At 45.9% G+C, this 24,834-nt stretch carries 20 protein-coding genes; 19 read left to right on the forward strand and 1 reads right to left on the reverse strand.

Translation table 11 applies throughout. The features are described from left to right. Positions 1–381: 381 nt before the first annotated feature. The 14 genes from LZG72_RS20350 to LZG72_RS20410 all read left to right on the forward strand — a co-directional run bounded on the left by LZG72_RS20350 (position 382) and on the right by LZG72_RS20410 (position 19,735). The gene (locus tag LZG72_RS20350; protein ID WP_310590564.1) at positions 382–1,269 is read left to right on the forward strand and encodes a fatty acid desaturase; all 888 of its coding nucleotides are present in this window, start codon (positions 382–384) and stop codon (positions 1,267–1,269) included. 331 nt (positions 1,270–1,600) lie between these two features. Continuing rightward, positions 1,601–1,723, forward strand: coding sequence for a hypothetical protein (locus LZG72_RS29185; protein WP_255701082.1), 123 nt, complete (start codon positions 1,601–1,603; stop codon positions 1,721–1,723). Positions 1,724–1,747: 24 nt separating this feature from the next. Further along, on the forward strand, positions 1,748–2,170 hold the full coding sequence (locus tag LZG72_RS20355) for a hypothetical protein (protein ID WP_233876549.1): 423 nt from the start codon (positions 1,748–1,750) through the stop codon (positions 2,168–2,170). Positions 2,171–2,257: 87 nt separating this feature from the next. Next, positions 2,258–5,311 carry a two-component regulator propeller domain-containing protein gene (locus LZG72_RS20360; RefSeq protein WP_233876551.1) on the forward strand — a complete coding sequence of 1,018 codons (3,054 nt, stop codon included), beginning with the start codon at positions 2,258–2,260 and terminating at the stop codon, positions 5,309–5,311. 5 nt (positions 5,312–5,316) lie between these two features. After that, complete coding sequence (locus LZG72_RS20365; RefSeq protein ID WP_233876552.1) at positions 5,317–6,123, forward strand: LytTR family DNA-binding domain-containing protein; 807 nt, start codon at positions 5,317–5,319, stop codon at positions 6,121–6,123. Positions 6,124–6,341: 218 nt separating this feature from the next. Next, positions 6,342–8,756, forward strand: a complete 2,415-nt coding sequence (locus tag LZG72_RS20370) for an ABC transporter permease (protein ID WP_233876554.1) — start codon at positions 6,342–6,344, stop codon at positions 8,754–8,756. A 192-nt stretch (positions 8,757–8,948) separates the two neighbouring features. Further along, positions 8,949–9,563, forward strand: a complete 615-nt coding sequence (locus LZG72_RS20375) for an RNA polymerase sigma factor (RefSeq protein ID WP_233876556.1) — start codon at positions 8,949–8,951, stop codon at positions 9,561–9,563. Between the two features lie 61 nt (positions 9,564–9,624). Continuing rightward, positions 9,625–10,698: a FecR family protein gene (locus tag LZG72_RS20380; RefSeq protein WP_233876558.1), complete on the forward strand. Its 1,074-nt coding sequence runs from the start codon at positions 9,625–9,627 to the stop codon at positions 10,696–10,698. A gap of 111 nt (positions 10,699–10,809) precedes the next feature. After that, entirely contained in the window at positions 10,810–14,304 is a 3,495-nt protein-coding gene (locus tag LZG72_RS20385; protein WP_233876560.1) for a TonB-dependent receptor, read from the forward strand. A gap of 50 nt (positions 14,305–14,354) precedes the next feature. Continuing rightward, positions 14,355–15,806 carry a RagB/SusD family nutrient uptake outer membrane protein gene (locus tag LZG72_RS20390; RefSeq protein ID WP_233876562.1) on the forward strand — a complete coding sequence of 484 codons (1,452 nt, stop codon included), beginning with the start codon at positions 14,355–14,357 and terminating at the stop codon, positions 15,804–15,806. Positions 15,807–16,320: 514 nt separating this feature from the next. Further along, positions 16,321–17,373: a chemotaxis protein CheB gene (locus LZG72_RS20395; protein ID WP_233876564.1), complete on the forward strand. Its 1,053-nt coding sequence runs from the start codon at positions 16,321–16,323 to the stop codon at positions 17,371–17,373. A 188-nt stretch (positions 17,374–17,561) separates the two neighbouring features. Further along, positions 17,562–18,806, forward strand: coding sequence for a sensor histidine kinase (locus tag LZG72_RS20400; RefSeq protein ID WP_233876566.1), 1,245 nt, complete (start codon positions 17,562–17,564; stop codon positions 18,804–18,806). 121 nt (positions 18,807–18,927) lie between these two features. Next, entirely contained in the window at positions 18,928–19,119 is a 192-nt protein-coding gene (locus LZG72_RS20405) for a cold-shock protein (protein ID WP_233876568.1), read from the forward strand. A 181-nt stretch (positions 19,120–19,300) separates the two neighbouring features. Further along, positions 19,301–19,735 (forward strand): hypothetical protein, encoded by a 435-nt coding sequence (locus LZG72_RS20410; protein WP_233876570.1) that lies wholly within the window; start codon positions 19,301–19,303, stop codon positions 19,733–19,735. Between the two features lie 181 nt (positions 19,736–19,916). On the opposite strand, the gene LZG72_RS20415 is transcribed toward LZG72_RS20410, so the two are convergent. Then, on the reverse strand, positions 19,917–20,396 hold the full coding sequence (locus LZG72_RS20415; protein WP_233876572.1) for a CHRD domain-containing protein: 480 nt from the start codon (positions 20,394–20,396) through the stop codon (positions 19,917–19,919). 348 nt (positions 20,397–20,744) lie between these two features. Here LZG72_RS20415 and bla point away from each other — a divergent pair, with 348 nt between their 5' ends. The 5 genes from bla (at position 20,745) to LZG72_RS20440 (ending at position 24,823) form a co-directional block, all read left to right on the forward strand. After that, positions 20,745–21,593, forward strand: a complete 849-nt coding sequence (bla, locus tag LZG72_RS20420; RefSeq protein WP_233876573.1) for a subclass B3 metallo-beta-lactamase — start codon at positions 20,745–20,747, stop codon at positions 21,591–21,593. 105 nt (positions 21,594–21,698) lie between these two features. Further along, entirely contained in the window at positions 21,699–22,121 is a 423-nt protein-coding gene (locus LZG72_RS20425) for a helix-turn-helix transcriptional regulator (protein ID WP_233876575.1), read from the forward strand. Between the two features lie 244 nt (positions 22,122–22,365). Further along, positions 22,366–22,689, forward strand: a complete 324-nt coding sequence (locus tag LZG72_RS20430) for a HigA family addiction module antitoxin (protein ID WP_233876577.1) — start codon at positions 22,366–22,368, stop codon at positions 22,687–22,689. Positions 22,690–22,858: 169 nt separating this feature from the next. Further along, entirely contained in the window at positions 22,859–23,878 is a 1,020-nt protein-coding gene (locus LZG72_RS20435; RefSeq protein WP_233876579.1) for a YhcG family protein, read from the forward strand. 186 nt (positions 23,879–24,064) lie between these two features. Beyond that, positions 24,065–24,823, forward strand: a complete 759-nt coding sequence (locus tag LZG72_RS20440) for a DUF4145 domain-containing protein (RefSeq protein ID WP_233876581.1) — start codon at positions 24,065–24,067, stop codon at positions 24,821–24,823. Positions 24,824–24,834: the final 11 nt, after the last annotated feature.

Raw genomic sequence — 24,834 nt, forward strand, 5'->3', positions numbered from 1 at the left:
CATACTCGCAAAATTCCCAGATATATTCGGCAATGGAAAGTGACTCTTCCATGAATAAAATGTTTGTCCTGCCATACGTAAAATAATGAATTGTCTGGGCCATTTTAGAACCATTAATGTCCTCTGTGAAAAGGCGTTGGCTGGTAAACTTGTACAAACTTGTCCCCTACCAATGGATCATGGAACAAAATTTGCTAAAGTGAATGCCCGAAAACACTTACGTTGGATTTTATGGCATTTATAGATCATGTATTACAAGAACCGTCCTATGGGTGGAAGGATGAAAGGAATGAATTGATCAGACCACGTACTGGTCAGATTCTCCAAGAGTTTTTCAAGAGGCTAAACCTATTGAAAGACCGCCGCAACTGGCTACCGCTCATGAGTTGGACCAAAGTGTTGTTGACGGTCCCGTTGTTATTTCTGTTTTTTATTCAGTTTTTCAGCATGCCCTTGCTGGCGGCCGCCTTTGTGTATAGCATGATTATCATGGGCACGCATGGTACGATCTGGCATCATAGGTATTGTACCCATGGCGCTTATAGGTTCCGCAACAAGTTTTGGCGCTTCTTTACCCAAAATCTGACCGTCAGCATGATCCCCGAAGAAATCTATGTGATCTCCCATCATGTCCATCACGCAAAATCAGATCAGCCGGGCGACCCTTACAATGCCCAAGCTGGTTTTCTGTATTGCTTTCTGGCAGATGTCAATCATCAGCCGATCGCAAAAGACCTTAGTGAGGCTGACTATAACCGCGTAAAACTGTTGATGAAGCATACAGGCGTCCCTGGTAATACGTATAAGCAATACCAGAAATGGGGATCGTATGTAAATCCGGGGCGGGCATTGCTCGCCTGGCTTCTTAACTGGTCGTTCTGGTACCTTGCGTTTTATGCAATTGGCGGCCATGCACTGGCATGCTGTCTTTTCGGTGCCGCTGGATTTTGGGCCGTCGGTGTGCGCACTTTCAATTATGAAGGACATGGTAAAGGGAAAAACCTGCAAGTCAGCGGTGTCGACTTTAACACAAAGGACAAATCCATCAACCAGGTATGGCCAGGAATCGTTGCGGGAGAATGGCATAACAATCATCACTTGTACCCAAAAAGTGCGCGCAGCGGTTTTAAGCCTTATCAAATAGATCTAGCCTGGTATTACATTAAATTCATGCATCTTATTGGAGCAGTTTCGACTTACAGGGATTCAAAACAAGATTTTTTGAGACGCTACCACCTGCCATATCTAGAAAGCAATCGAAGGGTTTAGGGAACTGTATTATACGGAGTAGCCTTACACCATCCGTGTAAGCCGTCATTAAGTTGGCAATGGGTTAATCCAAAAAAAACCTCATTGATCCCGTAAATGTGCTTTTTTCAAGGTACATCAGGGTGCTGCTATTCCAAGATAATCAAATGCCAACACTGAAAGTGGGAAGCCCGGAAGCAAAAAGAATTATGGGGGCTCACCACTTATCAATCTCTCCCTGCCACTTTTAAGAAATATAGTCCCGCATTCCAATCACTGAATCCGATGCTTTAAGGTTTTAGCATTTTTATAAAAACAAATCTTACGCGACATGACAAGAGGCGACCGATCGATGAAGAGGGCAAGGCTACAGACTGCCAAAAGTGGCGTACGTCGTTTCCTGGAACGCGGCTTCGACTGGATTGCCCTTGTGCTGATCACACTGATTATTTTACTCACGCTCATTTTCTTCTAATTGCCAAATCGCATCCCGTAGTCCATGAAAACGATCCTCAACTACTTCACCTTTGCCGCTTTAATGTTCAGTTGTTATTGTGTGAAGAAATACTCGCAACTTGCACAGATACCCCACGCCAAGCCCAGGGCCATGCATTTGATTGGTCAATTCTCCTCCGGCCAGGAGGTGCTCGACATGCCTTTGCAAATGAAGTTGAGCATTAACGACCACTTTGTGCAGGGTACCTATAAACCGGCTGATGCTGAGATAGAAGTTGAGCTGGTAGGCGCAATGAACAATGACAACGAGCTGATTCTCGTCGAAACTTCCGCAGGAAAAACCACCGGTACTTTCAAAGGCACGCTCGTAAGTCGCAGCAATAAACTCATGCGCCTCTCCGGGATCTGGACAAAAGTAAACAGCACATATCTGCACCCGTTTCTGCTAGACGAGGTCCGCCAGTAACCGATCCACATTTTACTACAAACCGGAATGCGTAAGCCCGAGGCGGGCACTGCTTTTAGGCATTAGTTGGTTCTCATTGACATTGATATGGTAATTAAGGGTTTGCGTGGGGTTTCGCTGCTGGTATTTTTTAACCTGACCGTCCTGGCACAAATGCCCGTGCTCACCCTCGAACATCTCACTACCAAAGAAGGACTTCCCTCCAATGACGTATGGTGTCTGAATCAGGACAAAAAAGGGTTTCTCTGGATCGGTACCGGGCGAAATATCTGTCGTTACGACGGTTACAGCTTTCTTCGCCTGGATAGCCTGCAGTTGGGTTATTGTTCGGGGATCGGTACGGATTCAAAAGGGGATCTTTATACCTCGGTTGACACGCGGGGCTTGTGTAAGATCGATGTTAAAACGATGAAAGTGAGAACGGTCGCATTTAATAACTACGACGATCGGGACCCTTCCAACGATCTGCATGAGCAAAGCATGGTCGATAGTCATGACCAGGTCTGGGTGTGCGACTATACTTCTGTCAAGCGCTATAATCCCAAAACGCATACCCTGCACCGTTACATCTTTAAGCAGCTCGCCTCGGGAGGGGACGTTTACCAGTATGCCAGTTTTTTCGAAGATAAATCCAGGACATTATGGATCGTCTCCGAGATTGGTTTGTTCAGATATGATCGCCGGCGCGACAAGCTGGTGTGCGTTTTAGGACAAGAGGCCGAATTGGTTAAAAACCGCATTCAGGTGCGGCTTTGCAAGGCTTCCGAGGACTCCAAAGGTGACTTGTGGATTGGTGGCTACGAATATGGATTGGTACATTTCTCGCCAAAAGATGGAAGTTTCAATATCAGAAAACCGGGTTTTGAACATAATAACGTCCTTTGCGCGCAGGAATCGCTCGACGAAAACGGGCGTAAACTGCTTTTTGTAGGCACCAGCGACGGGGTGAGCCTGCTCTACCCCCAAACCGGCGCACTTTACCATTTGCCAGAATTCTACAATACCGGCGTGCAGGTCAAAGACATGTTCGACGACCGCGTGAACGGCATTCTCTGGATCGGAACCAATGAGGGTGTTTACAAATACCGTTACCGGAATGCAGGCATCACGACCGCTGCGATTCCGGCAGATATCGTGCGGTTGCCTGTGCAGGTCACTACGATCCAGGCGATTCCAGACGACCGTCGGGATGCGGGCCGTTATCTTCTTGGCTTGTCCCATTCAGGTGTTATGGAATGGAAACCTTCGACCCATCACTTCCGGCTCATGCGGTTTCCACACAATGCATTGACGCAGCAACTTCGCTGGATAAATGGCCGTGCCTATGCATTTACCGACAAAGGATTATTTGAGGGAGATTTTGAAAAAGGCATTTTCAAAGCCTGGGAACCCGGTACCCGTTTTTTCTCCAATCAGGATTTTCGCGACGGGCTGATGGATAAAAAAGGCCGGCTCTGGATCGGTAATCTGAATGAAGGACTGAAAGTGATTGATCCAAAAACCAATAAAGAACTGAAACTGTGGCCACCCGACGAGGTGCGGCAACTGGTGGAACAGAGTTACATTAAAGGGATGGTGGAAGGTCTCGACGGCCGCATCTGGATCGCTACTTGCTCGCGTGGATTATTTTATTTTGACGAAAACAAGCGCAAGTTCATCAACATCGGCATGCTCCCCATAAATCGCAATAAGAAGTTAATCCTTGGAGGGGCGTGCATCAATGGAATCCAGTTGACAACGGAAGGTAACGTGCTAATTGCCAGTTGGGGCGGGGTCGCCAAGGTTTCGGCAGCCGGAGAAGTACTGCACGTTGTATCGTTCAAAACTGATCCGCTGAAAGATACTTACTGCGCCAACCTGGCCGAAACCCCCGATGGAAATCTATGGTTCAGCACCAATGAAGGCATTCATATCGCTGATTTGAAAACGAACTCGCTCCGGTATATCACCACCATCGAAGGCCTGCGGAGCAATTCACCGGTGGGATTCTTTCATGATGGCAAGAATACGTTGCTTCTCGGGCAGACTAATATGCTGAATATCCTGAACATCAGTCAGCTGAGCTCTAATGTAAATTTGCCCCGGATTTTGCTGAGTACGGCGGAAGTGAAAGGGACTGTGCGGCACCAGGATTTTTCAAAGGAGATGGTATTGAAACCGGATGAAAATGCGGTCACCTTCAACTTTACCACACTTGGTTTTGAGCCGATGTCACAAAACCATTATAGTTATCGGCTGGAAGGTTTTGAAAAACAATGGGTCGATATCGGGAACCTCAACTCCGTATCGTTTACCAATCTGAGGGAAGGTTCGTACGTGCTGAATGTGGTGAGCAGAAACAGTTCAGGCATGAAGAGTCCTAGGCCGCTGGCTGTACATTTTACAATCGAGCCGCATTTTACCAACACCTGGTTTTTTAGAATCCTGATCGGGCTGAGCATTGCCGGGCTGATCGTAGGCATGATGCGCTGGCGGGTCAGTACGCTCGACGAGCGCAACAAACTCGATCTTCAGATCGCGGAGTGGCGGTTAAAAGCACTCCAATCGCAAATGAACCCGCATTTTCTGTTCAACTCAATGAATTCTGTCCAGAACTATCTGCTGACCAATCGTGGTGTGGAGGGGGCCAAGTATTTGTCCAAATTTTCAAAGCTGGTCCGGCGGATCATGGAAAACTCCAACCACCAGTATCTGCCATTTGAGAAAATCATCGAAACGTTGAAAATGTATGTCGAGATCGAATCCTTCCGGTTCAATCACGAATTCAGCTATGTGTTTGATATAGAAGAAAATGAAGCGCTGCTCGACGTGCTGCTCCCTCCTATGCTTTTGCAACCCTATATCGAAAATGCGATCTGGCATGGGTTAATGCCGAAGGAGGGCGAAAAGAAATTAACGATAACCGCCCGGCTCCAAAACAGGCATATTGTCTGTACCATTGAGGATAACGGAGTAGGAAGGAACTTTTCGCCCCGAACGGAAGGACATATATCCCGGGGGCAGGAAATGACCAAGGGTATTTTTGAATCGCTGCGCAGAAAGGATAGCGAAGCAAAACTCGAATTAGTGGATCTGTTCGACGAAAACCAAAAGGCGGCTGGGACCCGTGTGATCATGATTATTCCAATCGATAACGTATAAAATTAATGGATCAAACTCTACGCGCCGTCATCATCGACGATGAGACCAATGCACGCGAGGCGCTGGCTAATTTGCTCAGGATAGTAAGTCCCCAAGTGCAGGTCTGCGGCGAAGCCAGGAACGCCGATCTGGGTATTGCATTGATTGAAAAAGAGAAGCCGAACCTGGTGTTTCTGGATATTCAAATGCCTGGCAAAACCGGTTTCGATCTGCTAGCTACATTCGACCGCATCGATTTTGGCGTCATTTTCACTACGGCTTACCAGGAATATGCGATCCGTGCCTTTCGTTTCAGCGCGATCGATTATTTGCTCAAACCGATCGACCCGGACGAACTGTCAGCAGCAGTTGCCAGGTATAAATCCCAGGCAGGGAATGTCAATCCGCAGCAATTACAGATTTTGCAAGAGCAATTGGATCCCGGCAAAAGTCCTCGGCTGATGGAGCGCCAACGCAACGATCATCAGCGCATTGCACTACCGACCGCGGAAGGTATCCATTTCGTGCAGATGACAGACATTGTTCAGTGTGAATCACTGGGTTCCTACACCAAATTCCACCTCCTAAAGGGTCCTGCTATCGTCGTTTCGCGGCTTTTAAAGGAATATGAAGAAATTCTAGACCATTATTACTTCGTGCGTGTGCATCAGTCTCATATCATTAATCTTGAACACATTAAAAGATATGTAAAGGGCGACGGCGGGCAGGTTTGGATGAGCGACAACACAGAAATAGAAGTATCCCGGCGACGCAAGGAAGAATTTCTTGCATTGCTCTCGGATTTCTATGTCAATTCCGGCAAACTGAGATAACCCCCGGTTTTAGGTTTCGACCATTAACAGCGGAGAAGGCACGATCACTATGTCCCAACGAAACCTACCTTACACGAGACGTCTCCCGCACATTTTGTTTTCATATTGTTCAAAACCGGACGATTTTTACATTTCGTTTATCCTAGATTATTGATAATCAGTTTTTTAAAAACCTGGCCCGATTTTAGAAAGTTGTGGGTCTGATACCATCATTAGCCATGATCAGAAACTACTTTAAAATCGCCTGGCGCAATTTGCTCCGCAACAAAGCCTTCTCGGCTATCAACATTGTAGGTCTGGCTTTGGGCGTGGCCGCCTGCATCCTCATCTTGCAGTATGTTGCATTTGAATTGAGCTATGACAGCTTTCACAAGAATGGCGCGCAGATCTACCGGGTGAAGCAGGATCGTTACAACGACGGAAAACTCAGCACGCAATGGGCCGCGGGTGCTTATGCGGTCGGGAATTCTTTTAAAGACGCATTTCCAGAAGTCCAGGACTATGTAAAGTTGTTGGCCCGCGGGAAGAGTTTGCTTGATTATGGCGACCGCAGCATCAAGCTGGAAAAGTACTACCTGGCCAGCTCCTCTTTTTTTACAATGTTTTCTTACCCTCTTATTATTGGGAATCCAAAAACTGCGCTGAACGAAAGCAATACCATTGTTCTGTCCGAATCGGTTGCAAAAAGATTATTTGGCAACGAAAATCCATTGGGTAAAACCGTTCGTGGGAACAAGCGAAGACCGCTTAAAGTGACAGGCGTTTACAAGGATATGCCGGCAAATACCCATTTAAAGGCAGAAATGCTCGTATCATATGCAACGTTCCAGGCCGACGTAAAACCTAACGACCCTGAAACTGCCTGGCAGTGGGACGGTTGCCTTACGTATATCAAGCTCCGGCCCGGCACGGACACTAAATCCCTGGAAGCCAAATTCCCGGCATTGATAGATAAACTCGCAGGTGCCGATCATAAAAAATATAAATCGGCCGCAGTATACCTCCTCCAGCCGCTTAAAGACATTCACCTCTACTCACACCTGATGATGGAGGCCGAGCCTAACGGTGATGGAAAAACGGTATATCTTTTATTGGGCATCGCATTTTTCATAGTCGTCATCGCCTGGGTAAATTACATTAACCTTGCCACGGCACGGGCAGTCAACCGTGCGAAAGAAGTGGGTGTCCGTAAGGCAGTAGGTTCCTTACGTGGGCAGCTCATCGGTCAGTTTATGACCGAATCGGTCCTGCTGAACGGATTTGCTGTTGTTCTCGCATTAATTCTTGTCGGTCTGGCGCTTCCAAAATTCAATGAAATATCCGGGCAGCAATTGTCTTTCGCACTGTTGAAAAGCAAAATATTCTGGATCCCGTTCACGGCTTTGTTTGTGATCGGCGCATTTCTATCCGGATTATATCCTGCATTTGTCTTATCGGGTTTCAAGCCAGTCGCTGTCCTAAAAGGAAAAGTTTTGGCTACCCGTCAGGGCATAGTACTGCGTAAGTCGCTGGTTGTCTTTCAGTTTGCCGCTTCGCTGTTTTTGCTGGTAGGTACGCTGGCCGTTTACCAACAGATCCGATTTATGAGGGCACAAAGCCTGGGCATTAATATCGATCAGACTTTGGTCATTAACCCGCCCATTGTTGCCGACGACTCTACCTACATGCGTCAGCTCGCAGCCTTCAAGGATGAGTTATTAAGAAAATCAAATATTGAAGGTGTTACCGCTTCCACGGTAGTGCCAGGCCAAGCCTCTGACTGGAATGCGGGGGGAATTCGACTCAAAGGAACCGATGAAGCCGTCGGAAAACAATATCGGGTGATTGGCGTAGATTATGATTTCTTAAAAACCTACGATCTTAAACTCATTGCCGGACGCAATTTCTCCAAAGAGTTTGGCAGTGATCCCAAGGCTGTTGTGTTCAACAAAATGGCGATCCAGCAATTGGGGTTCAGCAATCCGGAAGACGCTATCGGAAAGGAAATTGACTTTTGGGGCGAGATTTTTACCATCGTTGGCGTCACAGATAACTTTCACCAGCAATCACTAAGAGACGCTTACGAGCCACTGATCCTGCGTTTGATCCCTGATTTAAGGGGCTATTTTTCCGTTAAGCTCACGGGCGGTGAAGCCGGCAGCATAATCGGGACTATCCGTGAGGAATGGAACAAATTTTTCCCGGGTAACCCATTTGAATATGAATATCTCGACGATCGCTTTAATGCGCAGTACAAGGCAGACCAGCGGTTCGGGCAGGTTTTCGGGATCTTTACCGGCCTCGCAATACTTGTAGCTTGCCTCGGGTTGTTTGGGCTTGCCTCTTTTACAACCGCCCAACGCACCAAAGAAATCGGCATCCGGAAAGTACTGGGCTCGTCGGTTTTTGCGATTGTTGAAATGCTATACCGCGAGTTCGTGGTTTTGGTTGCTATTTCTTTTGTGATTGCGACCCCGCTGGCCTGGTATGCGGTGAGCCAGTGGCTCGATGGGTATGCATTCAAAACCGACCTTCAATGGTGGCTGTTCCTGGTTCCTTTTACCGCAGTTCTGGTTATCGCATTGCTTACGGTCAGTTTCCAAAGCATCAAGGCCGCGCTAACCAACCCTGTAACGTCGCTGAGAAGCGAATGATTGCTAGTCTTGATTAAAAACATTGCTCAATTAAACGAGGCATTGCTGAATGCTTGGCTATATTGTCCTTTTGCTTCTGACATCTCTGTTTCCAATGACATGCTCAGCTGAATTTGCAAGACTGTATTGTTTTTAAACCCCTGTAAGTGAAATCCGTCATTATGTCGTCTTTATACATGTAAAAAGACACGCATGTATTTCCAGTCATCGGAGCCTGTACATTCTTCTAGTGACGATGATGTACTTTGGGACGCTTATCTTGGGGGTGATAACAGGGCGCTGGGCTTTCTGGCTGAGCGTTACTATAGCACCTTAGAAAGATACGGGCTTAAATTCATGGTCGATGAAACCGTAGTGGACGATTGTATCCAGGATGTACTGCTCGAATTATGGCAAAACCGCCATAAAATTTCCCAAACGCCTTCTGTCAAATTCTACCTTCTTAAATCTGTCCGGAACAGCATTATCGAATACTTACGGTATCAGAAGCGTTTTATCAGTGAAGAAAGCCTGCACTGGGACACTGCTTTGCCTGATTATTTTAATGCGGAATCCCTGCTGATCGAGCAGGAAACATTGCAACATCTGATCGCGCAGGTTAATGCTCAAATGGCAGAGTTACCAAAAAGAGAGCGGGAAGCATTGTACCTGCGCTACTTCGAAAACCTCAGTGTTGCAGAGATTTCCGAGATTATGGAAGTCAACAAGCAGTCTGTCTCCAACTTCCTCCAGAAAGCATTGAACAAACTCAAGACTAAGTGGCTCGTAACCATGGTTTTGCATTTATTTTTTAATTTTTTACAATAAAGAAGGGTATCCCGGTCTATGCTATTCATAATATCATAGAAATCATTCGAATGAGTCAAGAATGGGGATACCTGACGATGCTTTTGAAACCGTAGAGGATTTTCTGGAAAATGTCCGTTTTCAGCAGTGGGCCCGAGGCAAGGCACCGGAAGACGCCCCTTTCTGGCAGGAATTGCTGGCCAGATACCCCGACAAAACCCCTTTGTACGAAAAGGCGGTCGCCATTATCCTCGTTGTAGGAGGCAGAAATTCACCTGAAACTTATGAAAACAATCGAGCTGCACAGGTCCGTAAGCTGCTATTCCGGGAAACCTCCCACGAAAATAGGTATCCGCTCTGGCAATGGCTGCGCTGGGGTGTGGCGGCAATGTTAGTCATTTCCATTGGCATCTGGTGGCAACATGCTTACAAGAAACCCTTGCAGGCAGACAAATTATGGCCGGCCAATATCAGTTCGGGCCAGCGGATAACGAAGCAAAATCCCGACCGGAAAACCATGTTGGTGAACCTTCCCGATGGCTCCTCGGTGCTTCTCTCAAAAGGCAGCAGCATTTCATTTGAAGAAGATATGACAGGCCGGCAGCGCATTGTCAGCCTAATAGGAGAAGGTTTTTTTGAAGTCGTAAAAGATGCCAAACGGCCGTTTCTGGTGTATACTGATAAACTGACGTCTACGGTTGTCGGCACCAGTTTCCGGGTGAAAGCTTTTCCGGATAGCAGCGAGGCACTTGTGGCTGTCAAAACCGGGAAAGTGTTTGTAGACCAAAAAAGCAAAACGCATGGCGGGTCTTCCAGGATCACCTTGCTGCCCAACCAGCAAATGCAGGTTTTCGACATCAATAACAAGCTGACCACCAAAGTATCAGAAACAATTGCGCCCTCAGAGATGACCCTGGTGCAGAAAGAAGAATTTGAATTCAAATTTACGCCGGTGGCCCAGGCATACAAAATCCTTGAATCGAACTACGCGGTTAGGATCCAGTACGATACCGATAAAATGCGCCGATGCACCATCACGGCTTCGTTAAAGGATGAGCCTTTTCTTGAAAAGCTAAGACTGATTTGTCTGGCTACGGAAACCACTTACCAGATCCGCGGCGACCAGATTAGCATAACCGGCGCAGGCTGCCCCTAACGATATCCCACCAAAATCTTTAAACCCAAAACCAACGCTGATATGCAAAAACGATCTCATTAGCCATCCCTTGATCTCCTTTAATCATTAAACCATTATCAAAAATTAGAAATGAAAATCTACAAACCTGCTTTGGGTAAAAACATGGGCAGCCTTCTCTGCCTGCAAAGCTTACTAATGCTGCTGGTCGCCAATTTGAGCTGGGCCAGCATTGGAATCGCCCAGGAAGCGCTTAATCAGCACGTTACCATTTCGATTGAAAATGAAAACATCGAAGCTATCGTATCTAAACTCGAACGATCGGTAAAAGTCCGTTTTTTGTACAGCCGCGAAATTGTCCAGTCGAAACGAAAAGTATCATTTACGGCCCAAGACCAGCCGCTGTCCGCCGTGCTGGATGGGATTTTACGTCCGCTAAACTTGACGTATGAAGTATCCGGCGATAAGATCGTGCTGAAACGGCAACCGGCTGCCAAAGAAGCAGAGACAAAACAACAGGCGTCCCCTTCGGCACCGGCCTCTTCCGCTACATGGGACACGGACATTTCAGGCAAGGTTACCGACAACAATGGTGAGGCGCTGCCGGGCGTGAGTATACTCGTGAAAGGCACCTCTCAGGGTGCGACGACAGATACCGAAGGAAATTTTAAAGTCACTGTTGTAAACAGCGACGCGGTACTTGTATTCAGTTTTGTAGGTTATGCCTCACAGGAAATACAGGTAGGAACGCGTAGCATCATCGATGTGCAGCTGGCCGTGGACAACAAGTCTTTGGAGGAAGTTGTGGTAGTAGGTTACGGTACACAGAAAAGGGCCGATGTAACCGCAGCTATTTCTTCTGTTCCCATGAGCGAGGTGAGAGATATGCCAGTTTCTAACGTGGCCACTGCGCTTCAGGGAAAAATACCGGGTGTGGTCATCCAGCAAAACAATGGTACGCCGGGAAGTACACCGGCCATTAAAGTGCGCGGTTTTGGTTCTATCAGTGCAGGTAACTCTCCTTTAATTGTTGTCGACGGCAACATCGTCGGGGCCAGCATTTTCAGCACGTTAAATCCAACTGATATTGAGAGCATGGATGTGTTGAAGGACGCTTCTTCGACGGCCATTTATGGTTCCAAAGGCTCCAATGGCGTCATGCTGATCACTACCAAAAGAGGAAAAGCCGGTAAGCCCAGCGTGAACCTGGATGTATTTACGGGTTTTCAGCAGGTCAGCAAAAAAATTGACCTGATCGATTCTCAGCAATTTGCAGAATTTGGTAGAGATGCTTCGAATAATGCTTATCTGGACAACATCAAAGGTGCCAATATAACCGATCCCAATAGTGTGCGGCCGACAGATTACCTGAGATACCGCTATCCGAGAGGTGAAGTTTTTGACTGGCTGAACTTTGACGATCCGGCCAAGGTTGCAGCACTTCCTTACACTGACTATCAGGATAAGATATTCAAAACCGCTAAAATGAGCAGTTACCAGCTCTCTGCTTCCGGCGGAACCGATAAAGCACGTTACAGCATCAGCGGCGGCTATTTACAGCAGGATGGTATCATTCGCAGATCCGCATTGGACCGGTATACTTTGAGGGCCAATGTGGAGGTGAATGTATTGCCGACCCTGAAAATCGGGATGAACCTCAACCCATCTTACAAGGTGCAGCAGGAAGTAAAAGATGCCGGGCACTGGGCCGACAATGCGGTGGTCAATTCAGCTTTGTCGGTCATGCCGATGATACCGATTTTCGCGGCAGATGGTTCCTACACATCACAAACTGCATTTGCTGCTCCCTATAATTATCCCGGAATCACGAATCCGGTGGCCAACATTGCCGAATATAACAGCCAGTTACTAACCGCTACTGTGCTGGGTAATACGTATGCGGAACTCAAATTATTCAAGGATTTCACTTACCGGGTTTCAGGCAATGTAAATTTCAGCGGTAACCGGCGCAACGCATACCGCACTTCAAAAATGCCACTGAACCAGATCCTGCCACCATCGGTATCAACCGGAACGGCCTATTCGGATCAGAGCATGAGCTGGCTCTTCAACCAAACACTGAATTACAGTAAGTCGCTCAATGACATCCACAATTTTGATGTGCTGATCGGTATGGAGTCCACCAAATTCCAGTATCAGGAAAGCCAGGGCACAGGCAGCTCCTACCCCAATGATGTAGTGGAAACCTTAAACGGAAGTGCGAGCGGCACTACGACAACGGCCGTTTCGTCCAAAGTTGAGAATGCATCGGCTTCCTATTTTGCGAGGGCGAATTACAACTATATGGGCAAATACCTCGTGAACTTCTCGGTCCGCCGTGACGGGTCGTCCATTTTTGGGACTGACAACCGCTGGGGAACATTCCCGGCCGGGTCCTTGGGTTGGAGAATCAGTGAAGAAGGTTTTATGAAAGCCATTCGATCGGTATCCGAGGCCAAGCTGCGTGTCAGTTATGGTTTGGCGGGAAACAATGCATTCACCAATAATTACCCTTACGTAGCGACGCTCAGATCTGACAATTACAGCTTTAACAATGGTCTGGTGAATGGTCTGGCGCCTTCTTCCCTGGCCAACCCGCAATTGGGATGGGAACGCAGCCAACAGCTGGATGCAGGGATTGACCTGGGACTCTTCAACAACCGCGTTTTCGTCATCGTAGATTATTACCAGCGTACTACAAAAGATCTGTTGCTTTCTGTGAACGTGCCTACGCTGACTGGTTTCAGTACTGCCGTGAAGAACATCGGAAAGATGCAAAATAAGGGCTGGGAATTTGCGGTAAATACCAGGAACCTGACGAAAGAATTCACCTGGAACACCAGTCTAAATTTATCGTTCAACCGCAATAAAGTCATCGCACTAGGGCCCACCGGAGATCCGATCCGTAGCGGCAGTGGTGTAGGCGAGACGAACATTACGCAGATCGGCTCACCCATCGGCAGCTTTTACGGGTACAAACAATTGGGGGTTTTCAAAGACCAGGCTGATCTGGACAGTTATCCGCACGATGCCACTTCCAAGCCCGGCGACGTAAAATATGAGGATATCAATGGTGATAAAAAGATCGATGCAAATGACCGTACCATTATTGGCAACAACCAGCCGGACTTCATTTATGGGATCACCAACACATTCAGCTACAAAGGGTTTGATCTCAACATTGCAATCCAGGGAACGCAGGGCGGAGAGATCCTGAACCTGAGCCGCCGTTTTTTTGAAAACCTGGAAGGGAATGCCAATCAGCTGAGCACGGTTTTAACCCGATGGCGCTCTGCCTCGGATCCCGGCGATGGTGTGACGCCCCGTGCCAATGCCCGCACAACCGGTAACAATAATGCGGTTTCCACACGCTGGGTAGAAGACGGTTCCTATCTCAGGGTGCAGAATGTGAGCCTGGGTTATCAGCTGCCTGCATCGCTGATCAACAAGATCAAAATGCAACAAGTCCGAATTTACGCGTCGGCGCAAAACCTGTTTACTTTTAGCAAATACCTCAACTTTAATCCGGAGGTAAGCAACTATGAAGGTCCGCTCACGGCCGGTGTAGATTATGGGGTTTATCCACTGGCCAAGACCTTTACACTTGGGATCAACATTGGTTTATAACCACATTCTGTCCAGATCAGGCGAAAATTCAATCCTAAATTAAAAGCAAAATGAAAATTTTAAAGCCATTTATAATCCTGCTCCTCACCGCCTTCCTGAGCTCCTGCAGTGAGGAATTCCTTGACTTGAAGCCCATTTCAACGGCGACCAGCGATAATTTTTACCGGACTGCGGATGATTTCAAAAATGCATTAAACGGTGGTTATGCCGCCTTACAATCCGGCGGACTTGTAGGAAACAGTTACATTTTCGGGGAAATTACCTCGGATAATACAGTAGCAGTAGCGTCAGGCTCTGTCACCGATCAGGACGAATTTGACCGGTTTTATATCAAAACAACCAACCCATTTATCTCTGGTCGCTGGAACGACGGCTATAATGCGATCGCGCGCTACAACACGATCCTGGACAAAATTGAAGGGGTGGAAATGGATGGAACATTAAAAAACAGGTACATCGCTGAAAGTAAGTTTTTACGTGCCGTTGTATACTTTACCCTGGTGCAAACATTTGGGGACATCCCCCTGATACTCAAACCCGTGGCTACCCCGGATGAAGGCTATTCTTTCAGCCGGACACCAAAAGCGGAGGTTTACGCGCAAATTGAAAAGGACCTGACCGAGGCCGAAAGCGCACTTCCTGTCTCCTACCCGGCGGCTGACGTCGGCCGGGCCACAAAAGGAGCGGCAAAGGCTTATCTGGGCAAAGTGTATCTAACTGAAAAAAAATATGCGCCAGCCGTTTCCAAATTAAAAGAGGTCATCGATCTTGGCATTTATGCCTTGCTGCCTTCTTATGCGGATGTTTTTAAAGTTTCAAACAAAAACAACAAGGAATCCGTGTTTGATGTGCAGTATAAATCGGGGGGTGCCGGTGAAGGAAATTCCTGGCCTAATTCTTTCGCACCTCAAAACTCGGGTAATGCAGTCATTGCTTTTGGAGGCGACGGCAATAATGCGCCCACCCTTGACATTATCAATGCTTATGAGGCGGGTGATCTCCGTAAAGACGCATCGGTAGCTTCTTCTTACACCAATGCGGCCGGTCAGGTGATTCCTGATAGGTATATCAAAAAATACTACGATGTGCCGGTTGCAAAAGGTGACAACGGTAACAATATTCCGCTCATCCGTTACGCTGACGTTATTTTAATGTACGCAGAAGCGCTGAATGACGTGGGCTATCAGGCGAACGGAGACGCATTTACTTACCTGAACATGGTTCGTACCAGGGCTGGGTTAGCCAAGAAAACGTCAACCGAAATTCCTACACAGCAAGCCTTCCGCCTGGCAATGGAGCAGGAAAGACGCGTTGAGTTGGCATTTGAGGGGCAACGCTGGTTTGATCTGGTCCGTACCGGCCGCGCAATTCCGGTGTTGAACGGTAAAAAAGAGCAGATCCGGCTGGTTTCTGATCTATCCGAGAAAAATCTGGTTTTCCCGATACCACAGAGCCAAATTGATATTAACAAAGCTAAAATTGTTCAAAATCCAGGTTATTAACTGAAAGTGGAAAGTCGAGCAGAATTGCATACTTTCGAAACTACTGTGACACTTATTAAGGGAGTACCGCTGGAAAGTGTTTCGAAAATGATTGGCACCGGAATATCAAAACGACTCAGCAGTATGCCAAGATTGTTGATAAGAAAATTAGTGATGATATGAAAACCTGAAGGCAATTCTTCGGCAAGGTTAACTAACAATAATCAATGGGGCGCTACTAGAAATCTGTTGTCAGCATCAACTTTTTCGGTAGCGCCATCCAAAAAGTGCTGGGCAGCACGTTTTCTTTTAGACTACGACGACAGCGAAAGAAGGCCAGAGGCAGAAATAATAAAAACAGGAGTCGGTCGAAGATGGAATTGTGAATGAACCGGCATCTTCCAAATCGTTCGCCTGTTGGGTGAATGTATGGTCCACCTTTTTAAGAATTTTCCTTAGCTAAGCGCAGCTAAGGAAAAAAGCCTTCATTGTGTCTTTTGTAATCTGGAAGGAACAAAACTGTATATCAAACGTAATGTTTAAAATTAAAAGTAAGCGTACAAAGCGCGATATAGTCGTAATTGGTTCTTCGGCCGGCGGCCTGCCAGCCTTGCAACAGTTGGTGGCGAATTTGCCCGAAGATTTTGAAGCGGCCGTGTTGATAGTACAGCATATGCCTCCCTATTCAGACAGCAACTTACATCATATCCTTAACCGAGAGGGAACGCTGCCCGTGCTTGTTGCTCAGGACGGAAACCTACTCCATTCGGGCACGATCTACGTGGCCAAGCCAGATCATCACTTGCTTATAGAAAAGGGTAAAATCCTTGTCAGAAGGGGCCCGAAAGAGAACCGTTTTCGACCTTCTATTGACGCGCTTTTTCGCTCCGCCGCTTACACCTATGGCTCCCGGGTGATTGGTGTTGTGCTATCAGGCGCTTTGGATGACGGGACCTCGGGGTGCTGGACAATAAACCGGATGGGTGGCATCACTGTTACGCAAGACCCAGATGACGCCTTATTCCCTCAGATGCCGCTTAATGCCCAAGAGCAAGTAAATATCAATTATTCAGTTCCTGCTAAGCAAATGGGCGCTTTGCTAGCCCGATTAAGTAACGAAGCGGCACCATCAGATCTAAGATTGAGTAAAAAAGAACAAAAGCTTCTGGAAACTGAGTTTATAATTGCCAAAGGTGACCATTCTTTCCAGCTCGGTATCACCAAGCTCGGAGAGTTAACCTCATTTACTTGCCCGGAATGTCATGGCGCCCTTACGCAGTTAAAAGAGGGCAAAATCATACGTTTCCGATGCCATACGGGGCATGCATACACGATTAATTCACTGTTATCGGAAGTGAGCACCAACATCGAGGCCATTCTTTTCCAAGCTATGAAGAGCCTGGAAGAAAGCACGATGTTACTAACCCGGCTAGGCCAATATTTCGATTCTCAAAAAAAGACAGACATAGCAGAAGTTTTTTATGATAAATCCAAGCAGGTCGAAAAACAGTCGCGATCCGTTCACGATGCGATTTTGAGACAGGATATCCTGAGCGGTGATTTAAAATATGAGTTTAAGGTCTCATAAGTCAATACAATTGTTGTCTCATAAAATACTGGAAAGTGAGAAACCTGCAACTGAAGGAGCCAGGCTATCGTAAGCATCTTTCATGGCATCAGGAACAGAAATTGGCACACTATTAATAGGAAGGGCAAAGCTGCGTAATAAAAAAACCAAGAATTATGGCAAAGGCACCTTCCAAAACGGAAAACCAAATGAGTGATATTGTCCGGCATTTACAAATGCAGCGGGAAAGTATCTTAAATAAATGGCGTTCAACCTGTGCAGAAGACCTGGTTATGTTAAGTAAAACCAGTTTTTCCAGAGAAGAATTCAATGACCAGGTGCCCGCAATTTTAAATATATTGAATCAGCGCCTGGCTAAATTGCCGGAGGAATCAGAGGTGGTCATTGTGGCGCAGGAACACGGCCTTCACCGGTGGCAGCGTGGTTATTCACTTCCAGAGTTACTATTTGAGCTAGAGCTGCTGTTCAATATCCTGATGGAGACAATTAACCAGTTTCACAAGGAGCAAGGTATTTCGGCTAACGTGCTCCTGGAAGTTTATCAGCATGTGCTATGCGTTTCGCAGGAAGCAAGCCGTGGCAGCGTACTTTACTATGATGAGCTACGCCAGACCAACGCAGCTGAGCAGGTCAATGCTACCAGAAAGGCACTACATCAACTGGAAGAGCTGGGGGAAAAACGAAACAAGCATTTGCGGGAAACCACCCATGACCTCCGATCTGGCTTTAGCACATTGTTTGGGGTTTCCCACCTGCTGGAACTGCCTGGAAATGAAAAAGATAGGACGGAGCTTTTCGCAATGCTCAATAGAAATTTGGGTTCAATACGCGATATGCTTGTGCAATTAAGTGATTTTTCCCGCATTGAGGCCGGGCAGGAAACGCTGGAAATCAAAGAATTTGATGCGGCAGACCTGCTACGCAAAAGTGTGGCCGCCGCACGTCCTTTCGCAGATCATCGCAATCTCGACTTACGCGGCGAGGGACCTGAAAAACTTAAAGTGAAGAGTGATCCTGTTAAGATTCAGCGAATCCTTCAAAACCTATTAATGAATGCTCTTAAGTATACTGTCGAAGGAGGCATATATATTTCCTGGGCACAAGAAAACGACACACGCTGGATACTTAGCATTCAGGATACCGGGCCGGGCTTTCCTGCAAGCAGCCCCTCAGGCCTTTTAGCTGAACAGCTAAAACCTTTAAGCCAGCAGGGCAGCAGTCATCGAAAGGGTGGAAAGTCAGAATATCCGATGGACCAGCCACCTTCAACAGAAACAATCAAAAATGATCTGTCTTCCAAAATGAAGGAAAGCGAAGGTCTTGGATTGTTTATCGTCAAGAAGCTTTGCGAATTATTAAAGGCCAGTATGGACATAGAAAGCAGCCCAGGACAAGGCACGCTTGTCCGAATCAGGTTCGTTTCTCATCAGTGATTAGATGCAGAATTCAATAGGCAGATAAACTGTATAAGAAAATTATATTCTAATTATTTCTACAAAAACTTAGACTTCCAGAATTTTATACTATCTTTGTAGAATATTTTAATAAAAAGTTATGAACCAAGGAACAGTTAAGTTTTTCAATGGCACCAAAGGTTTTGGTTTCATTGCTCCCGAACATGGTGGAGATGATATTTTTGTACACACATCTGGCCTTAATGATGATATCCGTGAAAATGACAGTGTGTCATACGATATTGAAAACGGCAGAAAAGGACTGAATGCAGTTAATGTAAGCATTATCTGATCAACCATATCATGCAAGTGCTCAATCCTCCCCTTAGGGAGGATTTTTTTGTTATAATAAGCAACTCATCGCCCAAACGGTTACTTGGAAAGTTATTATTTTTAGTGGCCATAGCTGTGCGGAAGGATTTTTTCTTCTATTTGTGACTTAATTAGTTAGTTCAGCACAAAATTCAACCCAAGTGATCCAGTACTTGCTTAAACCATTGACAGTAATTTTTTGCTTTTTCACTGCAAATATATCTTTTGCCCAGTTCGGGGTTAGCCTTCATCAATCCAACTTACCTTTCGTAGGATTTAACTATGAGTTGGCAGACCGGTTTGTTCCCGAACTACGCGTGGGGATAGACACGCATCTGGATAACATGTCGATAGAAGCAGTCGCTACCTACCAGTTTATTAATAAAGAGGATGTGGAAGTGTATGCAGGACTGGGAGGGCGAGCTAATAATCTTGCTGGACTGGTCGCGCCCATAGGAGCTCATTTTTTTCCTTTTCCCTCAAAGAATTTTGGCTTTCATATTGAATTGGCGCCAATAATTTCAGAAGGCTCGCCGATAATCAGAGGTAGTTGGGGGATACGCTACAGGTTTAATCAAAAAACTCGCGTTTTATAAAATCGTCATAAACAAGCCTATTTACCTATTATGGCAAAAGTATCACCGGAAATTGTGCCTGTGTAGTTGAAGCCATCGCTGGTATATCCCCTCGCCTAGCTGTAGCGATCCGCCGCCGCAAATTTTGAACGTCTACTGAAAGGGATTAACCTACAAGTAGTTATTCCTGGAGACACTTCCACTAATCAATGATCGGATAACTGATCTGTCTCTCGCGATCTGCGGTCAGCCAGTTTCTTATGGCACAATGGCCAGCACGTATTTCCCCCCCCGGATACATTGGCGTGTGAAGATTTGTGTAAAGATTATTTGTCTGCAATCCTGTCACTTGAGCGTCTGTCAGGATTACTTCGTAAGCAATCGGGCTGGTAGCCACAGAAAGGAATGGGATGACCACCGGTCCGTTCGTACCCGCCGCACCTGAATGAATGTGTCCGGCAACGGGACTAAGTCCCGTGTAGCTCAGGTTGAATTTTAACATTTTGGTATTGGGGTCAAACGTCCCTGTAAACTTTCCACTTGCTTGTGTTGTGACTGCCGGGACTTCATTTATACCTAACAAGGTCGCTTCTACCTTTTGGACTGGTTGCAAAGCATGATCAGCGCATCGTGAAGCAATAAGTGGTAGGGAAAGCAGAAAGAGTAAAGAAATTTTTTTCATTGTAGCACGATTGTTTAAAGTTGATTGTGATACTTCCAGTTGATTAGGTCACCTAAAACACTTCTAATCAGCCGCTTCTATTCCCTAAATATAATGTAATTATTAATCCGAGCGTAAAGTATAAGGTGCGCCTTCGCTCATGCAAGACAATTAACCTTGTGATTGTTTTTAGATCGGCTTGCATTTGGATCGGCATTTGTTCGGGTGCGGGTAAAACATAAGTTCCGCAGCTTTATTGAGTTTTTCGATCCGAGACCAATTTGAATTTAACTATTGTGATCGCTGATTTAAATGTACCTTCGGGGCACGATCCTTCACTTTATGTCCCCGATCAAAAACGTGCTCAAAATGTTCATTTTAGCGATGCTAGCCATCGTGCCAGTTGTGGGTTTTTCCCAGCAATATAAGCTGCCCTTCAAGCAGGCTGCCTGGACAAAAGATTATCCTCCATTCCGCATTGCCGGGGATTTGTACTACGTCGGAACAGACGATTTAGCGAGTTATTTGCTGACTACGAAGGAAGGGCACATATTGATCAATACGGGCTTGGAGGAGTCGGTCCCGCAGCTGAAAAAGAATATAGAGACGTTAGGTTTTAAGTTTTCTGATATCAAGATCCTCCTGGCGACTCATGCTCATTACGATCATGTTGCGGGAATGGCGGCGATCAAAAAGGCCACCGGTGCCTTGCTAATGATCCAGCAGGCCGATGTTCAGCTTATGAAAGACGGCGGCGCCTCAGACTCGGTACTCGGCAAGCATGGCGCTACCTTCGCACCCGTTGTCCCTGACCGCATATTGAAGGACCAGGAAATCGTAACGCTCGGCAATGCTTCCGTCAAACTGCTGCACCACCCGGGACACACGCCCGGTGCCAGCAGTTTCTCACTGACCGTTAAAGACCAGAAAAGTTCCTATAAAGTCCTGATTGCCAACATTCCGTCGATCCTCGAAGAAACCAAGCTCTCGGGTATGCCCGGCTATCCGCAGATCGGGAAAGATTACGGTTATACTTTGTCGGTGATGAAAAAAGAGCAATTCGACATTTGGGTTGCCTCTCACGCGAGCCAATTTAACCTTCATAAAAAGCACAAACCGGGCGATCCACACCGTCCCGAAGCCTTCTCGGGTCGGGCCGATTACGATAAAACACTGGCCGGAATTGAGGCTACTTACAAAAAGCGTCTGAAAGAATAAAGGCAAAAAAATGCCCGGTAACTTACATCGAAACGTCCGTAAAATATCCGGGCACTTCCCGGCAGTTTTACATAAATTGCCTTTTCAACCAAAACACCTCTCCGAATGGCACATACTACATCCAATCCAAAGATCCACGAAGGCCGTAATTTGAAGCGATTCAGGGAAATGCTCGGTATCAAACAAGATGTGCTCGCGTTTGAGCTGGGCGAGGAATGGAACCAGCAAAGGATCTCCTTGCTCGAACAAAAGGAAAAGATCGATTCAGACATTTTGGAGCAGGTTGCGGCGATTTTGAAAATCCCGGCTGAGGCGATTCGAAATTTTGATGAGCAGCAAGCGATTAATAACATATCCTGTAATTTCTCGGGTAATGCCGTAAACAACAATGGTGTAAATATTCAACACATTAATCCCATAGACAAAATCATTCAATTGCACGAAGAGAAGATTGCTTTGTATGAGCGGATGTTGAAGGAGAAGGATGAGATGATGGGAAGGTTGGAGCGGTTGATTGGGGGGAAGTAGAAGAGATAGCTTGAAGCTCCGGAGGAGCTACCTGTTTGTAGAAAAAGATCAATGATCATAAATATTTTGGCCCCAGCGGGGCCTCCTGTGAATTGGCAATCAATTAGGAGGCCCCGCTGGGGCCTTTAAATAAATTGTTGTTTGTTCTTCTATAAACAGGGAGCCGCTCTGCGGCTATGCGTTTCGAGGGAGAGAATGTCGCAGACGTTGACTGTATAGATTATCATTAAACAGGAGGAATAATATGATTTTATTTGATCCCGCCCACCCGGGCGAACTTATCCGCGAAACGCTTGACGGAATTTATGAGGAAACCGGAAAAAAACTTACAGTTGAGCAGGTTGCAGCAGCATTAGGGACAACCCGTAAAACCCTGTCCGCGGTTATTAACGGAAAATCTGCAGTGTCACCTGAAATGGCAATTCGTTTAGGTGCAGCGTTTCCTAATACAACCGCGGAATTTTGGTTAGGTGTGCAGGAAGATTATAACTTAGCGCAAGCTCGAAAGCGTGTGGATGTATCTAAAATTCATGCGATATGGCAGCCTAAGGCGTTACAACCTGCATAGCATCGCAAATTATGATACCTCAGAGAATTCAGAGGTTGTTTGATTTCATTGATTATTTGAATGAGCGGATGTTGAAGGAGAAGGATGAGATAATGGGGCGGTTGGAGCGGTTGATTGGGGGGAGGATTAGGCTCAACTCTGAATTGAATCATTTGAAACCATCACACTGATGAATAAATCTGACGCTCCGTCAATGTCTTTAATACAAGATGTTGTACAAATTTTACAATCTGCAAGGCAAAACGCTTATAAAGCAGTAAATAGTGAAATGGTAATTGCCTATTGGAAAATGGGGAAGCGTATAGTGCAGGAAGAGCAGCATGGAGAGCAAAAAGCTGCCTATGGCGAGGCGATACTGAAAACACTTTCCGTCGCCCTTACCGCTGAATTAGGCAAGGGGTTTTCTTACGCTAACATTAGAAATTTCAGACAATTTTATCTTACATATCCTGACGAAGCAATTTGCTACACAGTGTGTAGCAAATTGTCATGGAGCCACAATAGGCTCATTATGAGAGTAGAAGTTCCAGAAGCAAGGGTGTATTACCTAAATGAATGTACAAACCAAATGTGGAGTACGCGGACATTGGAGCGCAATATCAATTCCCATTATTATCAACGTTTAATTTCCTCTCAAACCAAGTCAGACGTTTCTATTCTTGATCAAGACTCCGATAAGATTCCAGCCAACGATTTTATTAAAGATCCATATGTTTTCGAATTCCTAAATATTGCCGAACCAGTAAGTGCATTGGAGCAAGATATTGAAAAAGCTTTAATCGGAAACTTGCAACAATTTTTACTAGAATTAGGAAAAGGCTTTTCCTTTGTCGGACGACAATTTAGGATCAGCACAGAAACAAGTCATTTCTATATTGACCTCGTTTTCTACAATTACCTTCTTAAATGCTTTGTACTTTTCGATTTAAAAACAGGCAAGCTAACACACCAGGATACGGGGCAAATGGATATGTATATTCGAATGTTCGACGACCTGAAAAAACAAGATGATGACAATCCTACGATTGGAATTATTCTTTGTACTGAAAAAGATGAAACTGTTGTGAAGTATAGTATTTTGAATGATAGTAAGCAATTATTTGCTACGAAGTATATGCTTTATTTGCCAACAGAGGAAGAATTGATTGCGGAGATTGAGCGGGAGAAAAGGTTTTTGAAAATTAGTTAATGTTTGTCTGCATCCTCGCAGCCTACTCAAATTCGCCAACAATAAGGAGGCCCCGCTGGGGCCTTTGTGAAAAAATTCAATATCTTTCTTTCTACAAACAGGGAGCCGCTCTGCGGCTAAGTCAAAATCTTAGCAGGAAGAACATATATGCCAATCAAAAGAAACCTCTATCTAAATGAATTTTCGATGGACAATATTCCAGCGTGGGTCTGCCCAAGTTGCCAACGAGGAGTTTTAACAAACGAACTAAAAGAATTAAGGACTCACGAAAAAGTTTCATCGAAGGCAGCTCACCGTCATGAAGCTTGGGAACCTGAGTGGATGACAGGTTACTTGTCAGGAGCACTAACTTGCAGCAATTCGACTTGCGGTGAAAGGGTTGGGATTCTTGGTTATTATAGATGTTCTGAACACAACTACTACGACGAGGTGACCGGTGAGCCAGAAATGGAAATTTTTGAAATTCTTAGCCCCACAACTTTCCATCCTCCAATTCACATATTTCATGTTAATGATGATGTACCCGAGGCCATTCGTATTGAAATAATTAGTGCCTTCAATTTGTATTGGATGGACGCAGCTTCGTGTGCTAATAAAATACGTGTTGTGGTTGAGAGGGTAATGGATAGTTTGAAAGTTGTAAAAACATATAAATCTTCTAATAAAAGAAAATCTTATTCATTACATCAACGAATTGAATTCTTTAAAACAAACTTTCCTCAGTACGCTGACTCATTGATGGCTATAAAATGGATTGGAAACTCTGGAAGTCATAACCATGACCCCATAGATAAAAATGATATTTTAGATGCGTTTGAAATTTTGGAATACGTACTAGGAAACTTATACGAAACTCGTACGAAGAGAATTCATAAACTCACCAAAACTATTAATAAAAGAAAAAAGCCAGTTGGCTTGCGGCTGAGTCGAAAACCTCTATTCTGATAACACTACCA

This window comes from Dyadobacter sp. CY323 (assembly GCF_021390245.1).
Taxonomy (GTDB): Bacteria; Bacteroidota; Bacteroidia; order Cytophagales; family Spirosomataceae; genus Dyadobacter.

What these genes read in the sequence shown, in the direction of transcription:
- LZG72_RS20370 (WP_233876554.1), top strand. Translation starts at nt 6,342, where the DNA reads ATGATCAGAAACTACTTTAAAATCGCCTGGCGCAATTTGCTCCGCAAC.
- LZG72_RS20395 (WP_233876564.1), top strand. Translation starts at nt 16,321, where the DNA reads ATGTTTAAAATTAAAAGTAAGCGTACAAAGCGCGATATAGTCGTAATT.
- LZG72_RS20385 (WP_233876560.1), top strand. Translation starts at nt 10,810, where the DNA reads ATGAAAATCTACAAACCTGCTTTGGGTAAAAACATGGGCAGCCTTCTC.
- LZG72_RS20365 (WP_233876552.1), top strand. Translation starts at nt 5,317, where the DNA reads ATGGATCAAACTCTACGCGCCGTCATCATCGACGATGAGACCAATGCA.
- LZG72_RS20360 (WP_233876551.1), top strand. Translation starts at nt 2,258, where the DNA reads ATGGTAATTAAGGGTTTGCGTGGGGTTTCGCTGCTGGTATTTTTTAAC.
- LZG72_RS20375 (WP_233876556.1), top strand. Translation starts at nt 8,949, where the DNA reads ATGTATTTCCAGTCATCGGAGCCTGTACATTCTTCTAGTGACGATGAT.
- LZG72_RS20425 (WP_233876575.1), top strand. Translation starts at nt 21,699, where the DNA reads ATGGCACATACTACATCCAATCCAAAGATCCACGAAGGCCGTAATTTG.
- LZG72_RS20390 (WP_233876562.1), top strand. Translation starts at nt 14,355, where the DNA reads ATGAAAATTTTAAAGCCATTTATAATCCTGCTCCTCACCGCCTTCCTG.
- LZG72_RS20380 (WP_233876558.1), top strand. Translation starts at nt 9,625, where the DNA reads ATGGGGATACCTGACGATGCTTTTGAAACCGTAGAGGATTTTCTGGAA.
- bla (WP_233876573.1), top strand. Translation starts at nt 20,745, where the DNA reads ATGTTCATTTTAGCGATGCTAGCCATCGTGCCAGTTGTGGGTTTTTCC.
- LZG72_RS20350 (WP_310590564.1), top strand. Translation starts at nt 382, where the DNA reads ATGAGTTGGACCAAAGTGTTGTTGACGGTCCCGTTGTTATTTCTGTTT.
- LZG72_RS20415 (WP_233876572.1), bottom strand. Translation starts at nt 20,396, where the DNA reads ATGAAAAAAATTTCTTTACTCTTTCTGCTTTCCCTACCACTTATTGCT.
- LZG72_RS20400 (WP_233876566.1), top strand. Translation starts at nt 17,562, where the DNA reads ATGAGTGATATTGTCCGGCATTTACAAATGCAGCGGGAAAGTATCTTA.
- LZG72_RS29185 (WP_255701082.1), top strand. Translation starts at nt 1,601, where the DNA reads ATGAAGAGGGCAAGGCTACAGACTGCCAAAAGTGGCGTACGTCGTTTC.
- LZG72_RS20440 (WP_233876581.1), top strand. Translation starts at nt 24,065, where the DNA reads ATGGACAATATTCCAGCGTGGGTCTGCCCAAGTTGCCAACGAGGAGTT.
- LZG72_RS20355 (WP_233876549.1), top strand. Translation starts at nt 1,748, where the DNA reads ATGAAAACGATCCTCAACTACTTCACCTTTGCCGCTTTAATGTTCAGT.
- LZG72_RS20430 (WP_233876577.1), top strand. Translation starts at nt 22,366, where the DNA reads ATGATTTTATTTGATCCCGCCCACCCGGGCGAACTTATCCGCGAAACG.
- LZG72_RS20405 (WP_233876568.1), top strand. Translation starts at nt 18,928, where the DNA reads ATGAACCAAGGAACAGTTAAGTTTTTCAATGGCACCAAAGGTTTTGGT.
- LZG72_RS20435 (WP_233876579.1), top strand. Translation starts at nt 22,859, where the DNA reads ATGAATAAATCTGACGCTCCGTCAATGTCTTTAATACAAGATGTTGTA.